The sequence below is a fragment of the Shewanella sp. 10N.286.52.C2 genome (assembly GCF_002874545.1).
Classification (GTDB): domain Bacteria; phylum Pseudomonadota; class Gammaproteobacteria; order Enterobacterales; family Shewanellaceae; genus Shewanella.
The window spans coordinates 55426-69936 of record NZ_MCTV01000017.1; the positions used below are offsets into that span (position 1 = coordinate 55426).

General features: G+C 41.7%; 7 protein-coding genes and 1 pseudogene. 4 read left to right on the plus strand and 4 right to left on the minus strand.

All coding sequences use genetic code 11. From position 1 onward, the window contains the following. Nucleotides 1-508 precede the first annotated feature (508 nt). Complete coding sequence (gene focA, locus BCU94_RS07800) at nucleotides 509-1423, plus strand: formate transporter FocA (protein WP_102439872.1); 915 nt, start codon at nucleotides 509-511, stop codon at nucleotides 1421-1423. A gap of 351 nt (nucleotides 1424-1774) precedes the next feature. Beyond that, nucleotides 1775-3301, plus strand: coding sequence for a putative basic amino acid antiporter YfcC (gene yfcC / locus BCU94_RS07805; protein WP_102439871.1), 1527 nt, complete (start codon nucleotides 1775-1777; stop codon nucleotides 3299-3301). A gap of 114 nt (nucleotides 3302-3415) precedes the next feature. Here the strand turns inward: yfcC and BCU94_RS07810 are convergent. Next, nucleotides 3416-4491, minus strand: a pseudogene (locus BCU94_RS07810) (methyltransferase). 277 nt (nucleotides 4492-4768) lie between these two features. Then, complete coding sequence (cysK, locus tag BCU94_RS07815) at nucleotides 4769-5734, minus strand: cysteine synthase A (protein ID WP_102439869.1); 966 nt, start codon at nucleotides 5732-5734, stop codon at nucleotides 4769-4771. A gap of 357 nt (nucleotides 5735-6091) precedes the next feature. On the opposite strand from cysK, the gene BCU94_RS07820 reads away from it, so the two are divergent. Beyond that, a complete protein-coding gene (locus tag BCU94_RS07820; RefSeq protein WP_102439868.1) occupies nucleotides 6092-7213 on the plus strand; it encodes a beta-ketoacyl-ACP synthase III in 1122 nt (373 codons plus the stop codon). Between the two features lie 146 nt (nucleotides 7214-7359). Here BCU94_RS07820 and BCU94_RS07825 read toward each other — a convergent pair whose 3' ends face one another. Together BCU94_RS07825 and cysZ are read right to left on the minus strand one after the other, a co-directional pair. Then, the gene (locus BCU94_RS07825; protein WP_102476072.1) at nucleotides 7360-9756 is read right to left on the minus strand and encodes a carbohydrate binding family 9 domain-containing protein; all 2397 of its coding nucleotides are present in this window, start codon (nucleotides 9754-9756) and stop codon (nucleotides 7360-7362) included. A gap of 342 nt (nucleotides 9757-10098) precedes the next feature. Continuing rightward, the gene (cysZ, locus tag BCU94_RS07830) at nucleotides 10099-10863 is read right to left on the minus strand and encodes a sulfate transporter CysZ (RefSeq protein ID WP_076540003.1); all 765 of its coding nucleotides are present in this window, start codon (nucleotides 10861-10863) and stop codon (nucleotides 10099-10101) included. A gap of 204 nt (nucleotides 10864-11067) precedes the next feature. On the opposite strand from cysZ, the gene BCU94_RS07835 reads away from it, so the two are divergent. Continuing rightward, entirely contained in the window at nucleotides 11068-14493 is a 3426-nt protein-coding gene (locus tag BCU94_RS07835; RefSeq protein ID WP_102476073.1) for a chromosome segregation protein SMC, read from the plus strand. The last annotated feature ends 18 nt before the right edge of the window (nucleotides 14494-14511 follow it).

A 14511-nucleotide genomic window follows, 5' to 3' on the forward strand; every position in this document is an offset into this window, starting at 1 on the left:
AACTGCTGCTGAACTGCGACTTGATGTTAGTTGATGTCTATTACAAACAAGTTAGCAGAACAAAAATTGAGATCCCTATTGATGGATGATCGCAAGGGCATCTAATCCGTTGGCTTAACCGTTATCGTAATAGCGATTAAGCTAAATTTCCCATTTATCTAAATTGGTAAGACCAATTTACCCTGCAAAGATTAACATAGCTTTGGGTTAACTTCACTTAAAAAAATAAAATTTGGCTATGCGAACAGTGAAACTGTTAAGTGCTTAACAGTTTCTGAGCAAAAAGTTTTTTATTTAATCAATTGGGTCTATTCTTGCTAACCTTTTGCAAGCGTGCTGCTAAGGCTGCTTAGCCCTATATTGCTTGCTATACTGATTTATAGCACCTTTTAGCAAAACTGATACTTAATTAGTGGCTGTTAATCTAATTGGGTCATGGTGCTGGTAGATTTTTTAATCTTTGCTCTTGGTCATACCAATTTAACTTATAGTTTTACTCGGGGTTTTTATGAAAAATGCATCTGGCGATCAACAGCAAATTGCTGCGACGCCAACCACCTTCCAAAATGCTGAAGCATTTGGTTTAGCTAAAGTTGCTAAAAGCCCTTGGCAATCATTTATGTTATCGATATTTGCCGGTGCATTTATTGCGATTGCATTTGTGTTTTACATTACAGTGACTAACGGCAGTACTATGGGCTGGGGCATGACACGCTTTATTGGCGGTATTGCGTTTAGCTTAGGATTAATTTTAGTTGTGGTGTGCGGCACAGAGTTATTTACTAGTACAGTGTTAACCTCGATCCCTTGGGCGCAGAAAAAAGTCAAAACAGCGACCCAATTACGTTGTTGGGCCAGAGTTTATGCGGGCAATTTAGTCGGCGCACTATTGATGGTGTTTCTGATCATGAGTGCGCGCATGTTTGAACTCAATGATGGTCAATGGGGGTTAAGTGCAATGAAGCTTGCACAGCACAAAATTCATCACACTTGGTCACAAGCATTTACCTTAGGTATTTTATGTAACATGTTAGTGTGCTTAGCTGTGTGGATGACCTTTGCCACCAAAGATCTCCTGACGAAATCCTTACTGATGATCCTGCCTGTAGCCATGTTTGTGAGCAGCGGTTTTGAGCATAGTATTGCCAACATGTTTATGGTGCCAATTGGTATTGCTATCCATTCATTTGCACCGGATAGTTTTTATGTAGCACTTAACCTAGACCCGCAACAATTTGCCGATCTTACTGTGAGTAACTTCGTGTTTCATAACCTGATCCCTGTAACCTTAGGTAATATAGTGGGTGGTGGGGTGTTTGTTGGCATCGGCTTTTGGTTAGTTGAACAAGGTAAATTAACCCTTGGCACTGACGGCGCAAGTCACGGCACTATTACAAGCCGTGTTGAGCCTAAAAACGATTAAGCCCCTTAGAGTATGAAGTCTGCATAGAACTACTGTCAGTCTTAATTTGAATGCCCAGCCTTTGCTGGGCATTTTTGTAGCTAGCCTTTTTTACCAAAGCAATTTCAAACTCAGCAGCATTTGATATCAAGCAATAATATCATCAGGCTTTTATTGTTGACTGGTTTTTATTCGATTAAACTTTTTCAATAACAAACGAATATGCGTTAAGCTACTTTTTAGGCGCTAATATATTGTTAACCTGCCATTTTTAGATATTTTAACTAAAAGTCTGCAATATTTAAGACTATTTAAATGCTAGTATTTTATAAATAAAACCTACCTGATAATAACAATAACAGTGGTAATGAAATGTTAGAGCAACAAATAGCCAGTAATCCCCCCCAAACAACCAAAGTAATGCCTGATACCTTAGTGATCATATTCTTTGTTGCCTTTGCTGCAGCACTGTTGACCTATGTGGTGCCCATTGGCTCCTTTACTACCCAAGAGGCACATTATGTTGTCGATGGTGTGGAAAAGACACGCAGTGTTGTCGACCCTAATTCGTTTAGCTATGCAACAGATGAACAAGGTGAGCCACTACTTAGCCCAATGGGGCTATTTAAAGGTGATGGTGGCATGGGCTTTTTTAACTTCGCCTTTGAAGGCTTAGTTTCTGGTTCTAAGTGGGGCAGTGCCATTGGCGTGATTATGTTCATGTTAGTGATCGGCGGCTCATTTGGAGTGGTGATGGCCACTGGCACCATTGATAACGGTATTTTACGCTTAATCGATAAAACCAAGGGCAACGAGCAGTTATTTATTCCGGTTATCTTTAGTTTATTTTCTTTAGGCGGGGCGGTTTTTGGTATGGGCGAAGAGGCAATCGCCTTTGCAATTATCATTTGCCCGTTAATGATCCGCCTTGGTTACGACGGCATATGTACCGTGATGGTGACTTACGTTGCGACACAAATTGGTTTTGCCAGTTCGTGGATGAACCCATTTAGTGTGGCGATTGCTCAAGGCATTTCAGGGGTGCCGGTATTATCTGGGGCAGGGGTACGCTTTGGGCTTTGGGTTGGCTTTACCTTAATTGGGATTATTTTTACCATGCGCTACGCCAGTAAAATTCAAAAGCAACCCAGCTTGTCGTTTAGTTTTCATAGTGATCAGCATTTTAGAGATAACCAGCAAGGAACAGTAAAAGACAGTCGCTTTAATATGGGTGACATATTGGTATTACTAACCATTGCAGCAACCATAGGCTGGGTTATCTGGGGCGTGATTGCTCATGCGTGGTTTATTCCTGAAATTGCCAGCCAGTTTTTTACCATGGGCATTGTAGTCGGTATTATTGGCATATTGTTCAACCTAAACGGCTTAACCATGAATAAAGTAGCTCAAAGCTTTAAGCAAGGTGCAGGCACCATGCTCGAGCCTGCACTATTAGTGGGTTTAGCTTCTGGCATTTTATTATTAATTGGCAGTGGGGGGGCAACAGAACCGAGTGTGCTAAACAGTATTTTGCACAGTGCAGGTAGCGTGATTGGCCAGCTACCGAATGCCTTATCTGCTTGGTTTATGTTGTTATTCCAGTCGGTATTTAATTTCTTCGTCACCTCAGGCTCAGGCCAAGCGGCGTTAACCATGCCATTGATGGCGCCACTGGCAGATCTTGTGGGTGTGACTCGTCAAGTATCAGTACTGGCGTTTCAGTTAGGCGACGGCTTTACCAATGTGTTAGTGCCTACTTCAGCGTCGCTGATGGCGACTTTAGGCGTATGCCGAGTGGATTGGGGTGATTGGGTTAAGTTTATTTGGCGCTTTATGGTAGCGCTAATGGTGCTTTCGAGCATTGCTGTGATTACGGCCCATTATTTAGGCTTCAGTTAAACAAGGCGCGATATTATTTATTATAAATGGCATTTATTAAAAACGGCATCAATGAATTGATGCCGTTTTTTTATTGTGATAACGACTAAATAAGTCATTAACTTAAAAATGAGCTTAACAAGGCTTTTTCTTACAGCGTAACAAAGTATGACCTATGCCAATGTTATCTATATCTTCATCCACATAAAGGCCTGCTTCACTGATCATTTTTAGCATATCTTTACTGTGATACATGCGGCTATTACCATTCGCTATTGCAGTAAAATATAGTGAGGTGGCGTTAACACAGTAGGCACCCGCTTCGTATGGTTGTCTGTCCCAGTAAGTCTCTAAGATACACAACTCACTATCAGAGCGCATAGCAGCAGCGGCGCGTTTTAAAATAGTGACAATTTGCTGTTTTGAGAAACAATCCAAGAATTGGCTCATCCAATATAAATCAGCATGTTGATAGAAAGGTTTATCACTATCAAGCAAATCGGTTTCAAGTGGATGCACTCGATCGGCAACCTTATTTATCTTGGCATTTTCCATCGCTACAGTTAACTGCCCCGGCAAGTCCATAATGGTGATGTTGACTTGGTCATCATAGCCTGTGCAAGCAAACGCCCACTTACCTGTATTGCCGCCCACATCAACAATATGTGTGGCTTAGATCGAAAAATTAACGGTAAAAGACTATCAAACGCATGATCGGAATAGTAATGGTCAAACTCAAACCAGCTGCGTTTAACCTGCTCAGGTAATTGGCTTAATCCCGGGTAAATGGTGTCCCAATCGCCAAGGTATTTTAAGCCTTCAGCTTTGCCATTACGAAGAGATGCTTCTAATTCAAACAAACCTTGGTAACAGACATCGTGAATAAAGTTAAGATTCTTTGCACCCATATCATCATGTAATAAGAAATGTCCTGTTTTATCTAAGCGGTAAAGCTCATCTTTGCACCAAAGTAGACCCATACTTAGACCCATATCTAGCAAAACATGAATAGCATACTCAGATACGTCAGCATCATTTACTAACTGCGCTAAGCTAATACCTTGATCGCCTGCTGCATCAATTTGTGCCAGTAGGCCGAATTGGCTAAGGCAACGGGCCACTTGAAAGCTTACAGGTGCGAAGGCTATTTTTTGTGCTTCGAATTTAGCATCGTAGGCGGATATTTTTTTCGGTGATTGATAAAAAGACATAAAATGAAGATTGCTCTAGCAGCAGGAGAAAAAGTGCTGCGATATTAGCAAACACTATTAAATAGGAGCTTGATCTAGCTCTAGATGTTGAGCTTGTTAACGACATGCTAGGGCGGGATAATGCATTTTTGGGACACACGCCTTAGAAGTTGCAGATAGTTGAATTGAAACTTACTTATGTGCAGGTAGTTACGTTTGTTTAAACCAATAAAAAGCTCTGCAAATGCAGAGCTTTTAAAGTGTTTAGCGATTTTTAGCAATCAGTCACTAAATATGGTTACTGTACGTTTTCGCTATCGCTAAATTCGCCAGCAAATAGTGCTGATGATAAGTAACGCTCTGCAGCTGAAGGCAAAATAACAACAATATTTTTGCCTGCATACTCTGGCAGTTCAGCAATACGATTCGCTGCAACTACAGCTGCACCTGAAGAAATACCCACTAAGATACCTTCTTCTTTCATTAAGCGGCGCGCCATATCAATTGCATCTTCATTGCTAACAGCTTGCACAAGATCAACCAAATCTAAATCTAAGTTGCCAGGGATGAAACCTGCGCCAATACCTTGAATTTTGTGCGGTCCAGGTTGCAGAGGCTCACCTGCTTTAGCTTGAGCAATAACTTGAGAATCAACTGGCTCAACCGCCACTGACACAATATCTTTATTCTGACTTTTTAAGTAACGGCTCACACCCGTAATAGTACCGCCAGTACCAACACCTGCTACGAATACATCGACTTTACCATCGGTGTCATTCCAGATTTCTGGGCCTGTGGTTTTTTCATGAATTTCTGGGTTCGCAGGGTTACTGAATTGACCGAGAATAAGGTACTTTGAAGGATCAGATAAACGAATTTCTTCTGCTTTATCAATCGCGCCTTTCATGCCCTTAGCGCCTTCAGTTAACACAAGGTTAGCACCTAATGCTTTTAATAATTTGCGGCGTTCAAGGCTCATGGTGTTTGGCATAGTAAGTGTTAGCTGGTAACCGCGCGCGGCAGCAACATAAGCTAGTGCAATACCAGTATTACCTGAGGTTGGCTCAACTAATTCGATACCAGCTTTGAGGGTACCTTTCTTTTCGGCATCCCAAATCATGTTGGCACCGATACGACACTTAACACTGAAACTTGGATTGCGTGCTTCTATTTTTGCTAGCACATTACCATTGCTTACTCGATTAAGGCGCACTAGTGGGGTATTACCTAGCGTATATGAATTGTCTTCGTAAATGTTGCTCATGGTTTAGCTCCTTGTTTGCATTGTCTAATGATAATCGGTTTAGGTGGCTTTAACAGTGACAGTTAGTTATTCGTTATTCCTTTTAGTTATTAAAGCAAACTCTACTATAATAATAAAGCATCTTCTTAATTAACAATCATTTACTTTTGCTGCAACAGTTAAGCACATTATTACTCGCTAAGATGGTCAGACCTTTAGCAAATCGTCAATTAGTGCTTAGCGAAAATGCCAGAACCCAATAGACTTGTTTTAATTGTAAAATTTTCCCTGTATTAACCAGATGGCCAAAAGTTATCAGTATGGCAATGTCGAGGTGGGAAACTTGTTACTCCCCAATACCTTAATGGCAGATATAATATGAACAAAGTGGTGATTTCAGGAAGTGGACTTTACACCCCACCCCATAGCATTAGTAATGAAGAGCTAGTAACAAGCCTTAATCGTTACGTCGACCAATATAACAGCCAGCATGCTAGCTTAATCGCGAATGGTGAATTAAACGCATTAGCCCACTCATCGGCTGAATTTATCGAAAAAGCCTCAGGAATTAAGCAGCGTTATGTGATGGTCAAAGAGGGCATTTTAGAGCCTGACATCATGATGCCTTTGATAAAAGATCGCCCAAGTACCGAATTATCTATGCAGGCTGAAATGGGTATCGCGGCGGCGAATAAAGCCTTAGAACAGGCTAAACTGCTCGCCAGTGACATTGACTTAGTGATTGTTGCCTGTGCTTATACTCAGCGCTCATACCCTGCAATTGCTATCGAAATTCAGCAAGCCATGGGCACAAAGGGCTTTGCCTACGACATGTTGGTGGCGTGTTCGTCAGCTACATTTGCCATAGTCAATGCGATCAATGCCGTGCAGTCAGGTACAGCATCTAGGGTATTGGTGATTAATCCTGAAATATGTTCGCCGCAGGTTAATTATCGCGATCGCGATAGCCACTTTATTTTTGGCGATGTCGCAACCGCAGTTGTGGTTGAAAAAGCGAACAATGCTCACACTGAGTTTGCTTTTAATGTGCTGTCGAGCAAATGCGTTACTGATTACTCTAATAATATCCGCAGTAATTTTGGCCATATGAATCGCTGTGATCCGCTCAATGCTAACAGCAGTGATAAGTTGTTTCATCAACAAGGGCGCAAGGTATTTAAAGAGTTGTTGCCAATGATTTATCAGCATTTAGACAAGCAACTCGAACAAGAGCAGATACAAGCTAATGAATTTAAACGCTTGTGGTTACATCAAGCCAATATCAATATGAATCAGTTTGTGGTGCGTAAACTGCTTGGTGACAATGTGGATGCAGCGCAGGCACCAGTGGTATTAGATGAATACGCAAACACGGCTTCAGCGGGCTCGATTATTGCTTTTAATAAATATAATCAGGACTTTAAAACTGGTGATTTAGGTCTGCTTTGCTCGTTTGGAGCAGGCTACTCTGTTGGCAGTATTATTTTAGAGAAGACTTAATTTTAACTGTGTGTACTTTCAACTAAATCAAAAAGACTGCCAAGGCAGTCTTTTTGATCATCAATGGGTAAAATCTTAAACAACTAACAACTAACAACTAACAACTAACAACTAACAACTAACAACTAACAACTAACGACTAATAACTACAGTAACCAGGCATAACTTACTTTCATAAAGTAGGTTTTATCTTTTTGGGTTAATGAATCGATTTCATCGGTAGCAACCAAGCCGTCGGAATAACCCAGATAAAATACACTTTGTGGATTTAGCTTATAGCCATATAAAATTTCATTGCCTAAATTCTGACTTTGCTTATTCGGCGATTGGTATTGATATAAACTTGGATCGCGCTCAATATCGGTATAGACACTGCTTAAACGTAAAAAACTATTTAAGCTGATTTGCCAATTGAGACGTAAATCAGTCAGGTTAGCGGTAAACAAAGTACCTTCATCAACATCAAGGGTTTGGTAGCGATGATTCACATCTAAGATGATTGACTCAGTCACCTTCCACTCCACCGCTGGGTTAAACATAGTCACAGTAGCCGCACGGTCGTTGGCGTAATCAATATCATCACCGTAGTTCATATCAATTTCTAATTTCAGTGACTGTATCGGGGTAAAGTTGGCGTACAACCAATTGAAATTAATATCGTACATGGTGGTATTGCCATCAATGGCCAGTGATGAGCCATCATGGCGTCTACCTACGCGGTCTTTGTGAACAAAACCGGTTGAGATGTAACTTTGTAAGCCGCCGTTAAACTCAATATACACCTCAGCTTCTTGTTCAATTTTTTCATTATTTTGATTGTGGGTAATGTCCCAATCGCCGCCAAATACCACTTTGTTGAAAAAGTTTTCCATTGGGTACCAAACATAATTACCGCCGACGACAAACTTACTGGCATCAATTCGGTCAATAAAACCTAAGTCAGCTCTAAAGTCTTCACCAATGGATTCATAACGGCTAAAGGCGCGCCAGTTACGACGAATATGGTCGTAGCTTACCCGGTACATACTGTCGGAAAAGTTATCTTGCTTGTTAGTGCGTAGCACGCGTTCATTGTATTCACAATTACCCAACTCACAGCTTTGTGGCGGTGCGCTGCAATCCTCGCCTTGGCAAAACTGTTGAAACAAATCATCAGGATATTGCGTGTCTGAAAATACATATTGCCCGGTAAAAGTATCTTGCTCAGTGGGCTGATACTTGATATCAACACTGGCAACATAGTTATGGTAATTCTCTGAGGTTTTAGCGGTAACCAGACCACCAAAAGATAGCTTCTTGTTGGGATCAAAGCGGTACCTTGCTGCAAGGTTATAGCTTTCTTCGTTAATGGTGGCGATATCTGAGCTTAAGTTACCCGGGATTAAAAACTGGGTATTTTCGTCATTAGCCGCCAACACAGCTAAAGTGTGATCATCAGTTTTACTGGTAAGCTTTACCCCATAGTCAGGTGAGGCAATATTACGAGTGTGTAATAGGCTTAATTGGGTATCGAAATAATCTTTATTATCTAAAAAGAAAGCACGTTTTTCAGGGTAAAATAACGCAAAAGTATTGTTAACATCTAGCTGACCAGAATCGGCTTCTACTTGGGAAAAGTCAGGATTAATGGTGGCATTTAATAACGTTGTAGGGGTGATGCCCCAACGTAAATCGAGCCCAGCTTCAACATGATTATCATCTTCCCAAGGCTGGTTAGGATTAAGATTACGTTGATTATTACTGGTTGCCACCACTGATGGCGTAATTTGAATATCTTTACCTTGCTTAGCGCCTTCAAGGCCTGTTGCGGTGCCGAGTTGGCATAATTGACATGACACATTACGATCAATTTTATGGCTTGATATACGATGGGTTTCATTTCTTGGGTAAAAGCGAATTAATTCAATGCCCCAAGTTTGCAGGTCTTTATTGTCATCAAAGTTAAATAGTCTTAATGGTAGCTCTAGTTCAACTTGATAACCTTGGGCTGTGATCTGACCACTAGCATACCAAATACCGTCCCAGGCATCACTTTCTTCACCTGTTAACTCATTTTCAATAGAGTCATTTTGAACCCCATAAGGGTTGATAAAAAACTGATAGGCAAGGCGGGCATTATTAAAGGTGTCGAGCTTAATACCCACTTGATCATCACCCCATGAGCTATCGCGGTCACGTAAATTACTGCGGATCAGTTCAGGGTTTGGGTCATTAGCCAAAAAGGCAACAAACAAACTGGTTTCTGTGGCAAATATTTTCGCTTCAGTGCTAACAGGGGCGGCAATGTTTTCACCCGGTGAGGTTTCATATTTAAGCTGCATAGTGGCAGCTTGTTGCCACTGTGGCTCATTCAACTCGCCATCGATTTCTACAGCCTCGGATAAGGTTGGAATGGCGATATTAAATTGACTTGCATCACCAGCGATAACAGAAGCAGGGAGCAGAAAAGTGCTAAAAAACACGCTTAAAATAGCTGCGCTTCTAATGGTGGAATTTGATAGAAACAAAGGTGTTGTCAGGTATTTTTTCACAATACTTCTCATGATGAATCTGTAACTTATTGTTAGTTTGCGAGATTGTCGCAGAAAGTCATACTAAAGTCGTTAATTTTATGTGATTAAAATGTTTTTAATTGTTACTTGCGTTTGAGGGCTTGGAATTAACAATTGATAAATATTTACTTGTTAAAAACTAGGATGACGCATGCTCGATAGGCGGCTTCCTAACGTTAGCCTCATATGCATACTTAAAGGCAACAGCAAATAATCAAAGTATTAGTCACAAACCTCAGTAAGAGACAGATATGCAATAAAAAGCCTCAACAAAATGTCGAGGCCTCTTGATATCAATACCGCAGAATCAACAACGATATTCTCATTGCGAAACTATTCAGGTGCTATTTCTGGATGCTTATAAGCATCACGGTATTTATCAACCCACATGGCGGTGGCGCCGCAAATAGCTACTGGCATGACGATAAAGTTCACTATCGGGATCATTGAAAACAGCGTTACTGTGGCGCCAAAGGTGTAGCTGGTGCCTTTAGTTTGATTGAGGGCAAACTTCATATCCTCAAACGGCACTTTATGGTTATCGAATGGGAAGTCGCAATACTGAATTGCCATCATCCATGCACTGAATAAAAACCATAAAACGGGGGCGGCGGTTTGGCCAACAACAGGCACGATAAATAACACTAGAAACAGTAATGCTCTAGGCAGGTAGTATTTTAATTTAGTCCACTCTCGGCCCATTATTCGTGGCAAATCTTTAATTAAATCTACCGTTGTGCCAGAGTTAAGTGACTTACCCGTTAGGTGCATCTCAACTTTTTCAGCCAGCAGGCCATTAAAGGGCGCAGCTATCCAGTTCATCACTGAGCTAAAGATAAAAGACATCACCACTAATAAGCTCACAACCGCCAGTGGCCACAGGAAAAAATTTAACCATGTGAGGTATTCGGGGATTTGGCCGTTCATCCAAGCAAACATTTCATCTAATTTACCAATGGCAAAATAAATGACCGTTGAGAATAAAACTAAGTTAACCATTAATGGAATGAAGACAAAGGTTCGTAGCCCCGGTTGTTTTATGAGCTTAAACCCATCCATAAAATAATTAACACCACTTTTCATTGGTTTAATTGGCATCGATTACATCCTTGAAAAAACTAGTTATGATGATTGTGGTGATGCATTGAGCGGAAAACAAGCCTTAAAGTGTGTTTAAGTCATAAAAATCGTTACAAAATGCAGCGCGATTGGTAAAGTTGTACTTTATCCGTCTTACGCAGACGAGATGATTATTCATCGACGCTTCTTAATCAATCTCACTGGAACAACTTCACAAGCACAATGCGATTAAAACAAATAAAACTTGCTGGCTTTAAGTCGTTCGTTGACTCCACCAAAATTCCCTTCAACCAACCTTTAACGGCCATTATAGGCCCCAATGGATGTGGTAAATCCAATGTCATTGATGCCGTGCGCTGGGTGCTAGGCGAAAGCTCTGCTAAGCATTTGCGTGGCGACTCGATGATGGATGTGATTTTTAATGGCTCTAGCGCCAGAAAACCCGTGTCAGTTGCCAGCATTGAGTTGAGCTTTGAAAATCTCGATGGTCGATTAGCAGGCCAATATGCCAGTTATCAAGAAATATCGGTAAAAAGACAAGTCAGTCGCGATGGTGACTCAAATTACTTTTTGAATGGTCAAAAGTGTCGCCGTAAAGATATTACCGATTTATTTATGGGCACAGGTTTGGGCCCACGAAGTTATGCCATTATCGAGCAGGGGACGATTTCGCGTCTTATTGAATCTAAACCCCAAGAACTGCGGGTTTTTATTGAAGAAGCAGCAGGCATTTCCCGTTATAAAGAACGCCGCCGTGAAACTGAAAACCGTATTCGTCATACCCGTGAAAACTTGGAGCGATTGGGCGATATTCGCTTAGAGCTCGGTAGCCAAATCGACAAGCTTGAACAACAAGCGCAGGCCGCCAAGCAATATCGTGAGTTTAAGCAACAAGAACGTGACTTACATGCGCAATTGTTGGTGATGCGCTATCAAGAGCTTAAAAACCAAAGCGACAATATTGCCCAAGAGATTTTACAACTTGAAGTTAATTTAGCTGCTGCCAATGCTGATGGTGAAACCACTGAATTAACCCTTACTCAGCTTAAAACCCAAATTGCAGAATTAACCGCTGCTGAGCAACAGCTGGTGGCCGAGTATTATCAAGCAGGCACAGAAATCGCTAAGCTTGAACAACAGCTTAAACATCAACAGCTACAAGATAATCAGCTGGAAAAACAATTAGCAGATCTCATTTCGCAGCAGCAAGTTGCTAGTAATGCGTTGCAAACCTTGATGCTGCAAGAGCAACAATTAACGGCGCAGTTAGCTGAGGGCAAACCTGAACTTGTTGCAGCAGAACAAGCGCTGGGCGTTATTGATGCTCAGCTGCAAGATGTTGAGCAAAAAGCGGCAGACTTACAGCAGCATTTATCGGTGTTATCTGATGGCGCGGCGAATGCCAAAATGGCAGCGGCACTAACCCAGAGCAAATTGCAGCATCAACAACAAATGCTGTCGCAGCAACAAAAGCAGTTAATCGAACTTAGTGCTGAGCAGCAGCGAAATACTGAGTCTGACTCACAAGCTGAATTAACCGCACTTGACCTCAAGTTAACCGCCCTTAAAGAGCAACTTGAATTAGAAGATGAAATCAAACATCAACTCACTGATGAACTTGAAGATAAGCAACAACAGCTAGCTCAGGCAAGTGAAGATTATCAGCAGCAAAAACAGCAGTTATCGTCACTAAGCGCCAGAAGTGAGCTGATTGAGCAATGGCTAACCAGCAATGACGATGATCAGCAAGCTTTATGGCAAACCATTGAGGTAACGCCAGGCTGGGAAAAGGCCGTTGATGTATTACTGCAAGGCATTTTAGCCACCAAAGTGATTGATGCTGGTGGTGCAATTGGCCCATCAGTGAGTGGTTTTATTGCCACAGGTGAGGTGAGCGCGCTGAATCACCAAATTAGCGCTGCGGTTAATTTATCCCCTTGGCTTCACCATGTAAGCTGGTGCGCCAGTGTTGATGAGGCAAAAGCGCAGCTTAAGCAGTTAAGCTCAGATGGCATTATTGCCACCCAAGATGGTTATTTAGTGGGTCATGGCTTTGTCTTTAAAAAAGCCGACTCTAAGCAATCACAGCTGGCACTTAAAAATGAGTACCAGCAATTACAAATACAAATTAGCCAATTAAATGAGCAATTGTTGAAGTTGCAGCAGCAAGTGAGCTTACAAACTCAGCAAGTTGGCGATGCTCACGCGCAATTGAGTCAATCTCAACTTAAACATCACCAGTTGCAATTAGATTGCAGTAAGCTTGATGCTCAGAGCCACAGTTTGGTGCTGCAGCAACAAGACAGATTACGCCGACAAAAAAGCCTTGATGAACAAGTGGCTCAGCTGCAAGGACAAATTGGCGCAGGTCAACAAGCGATAGAGCGATTAACTGCCGAGCTTGAGTTATCCCAGCAAACGCATCAACAGCAGTTGGCAACCCAGCAGCAAGTAAATCAAGATTGGCAAACTGCCAGTCAGCAGCTACGAGATTATAAAGCTAACCGCAGTCAGCAAGAGCGTGATAGCAATAGTTGCCGGCAAAAAATGCAACAATTGCACACTCAAGTAGCAGTATTACAAGCCAATATTAGCCAGCAAACCCAGCAGAGCGAGTCCACCACAGCGCAAATCAAGCAGCTGCGGGAATCTTCGCAGCAAACTAATGCCAGTTTAGGTGAGCAGCAATTACAACAGCTGCAAACACAATTAAACGCGCAACTCGACATTCAGCAAGCTAAACAACAATTACTGAATTCAAATCGTACACAGCAGGCAGAGTTACAAACTCGGCTCGATAGTGCGGTATTGATTCAAAAACAACAGCTTGGTGCACTGCAAAACTTGACTCAGTCTCTCAGCGGGTTAAAGTTACGTCGTGAAGGATTAAAAGGTCAGGCCGATGGCCAATTTCAGTTACTTGAAGAACAACAGATAAAGATTCAAGATGTGATAGCGCATATTCCTGAAACAGCTAAAGTCATTGTATGGCAGCGAAACCTTGATAAAGTAAGAGCTCAAATCAGTCATTTAGGGGCCATTAACCTCGCGGCAATCGAAGAGTTTGAGCAGCAAAGTGAACGTAAGGCTTATTTAGATAATCAAGATAATGATTTAAATAAAGGCTTAGCCACACTTGAAGAGGCCATTCGTAAAATCGATAAGGAAACTCGCACTCGATTTAAAACCACTTATGATGCGGTCAATGCGGACTTATCAAAGTTATTCCCTAAGGTTTTTGGCGGTGGTAAAGCCTATTTAGCCTTAACGGATGATGATTTACTTGAAACGGGTGTGACCATTATGGCGCAACCACCCGGCAAGAAGAATAGTACTATTCACCTTCTTAGTGGTGGAGAAAAAGCCTTAACCGCTTTATCATTAGTATTTGCCATATTTAGACTAAATCCAGCACCATTTTGTATGCTTGATGAAGTTGATGCACCCTTAGATGATGCCAACGTTGAGCGTTTTTGCCGCTTATTAAAAGAGATGTCACAGAGTGTGCAGTTTGTTTATATTAGCCATAATAAAATCACCATGGAAATGGCTGATCAATTAATAGGTGTCACTATGCATGAACCGGGCGTTTCACGTATAGTCGCAGTCGATATCGAAGAAGCGGTGGCACTTGCCGACGCTGAATAAATAGAATAAATAGGATTA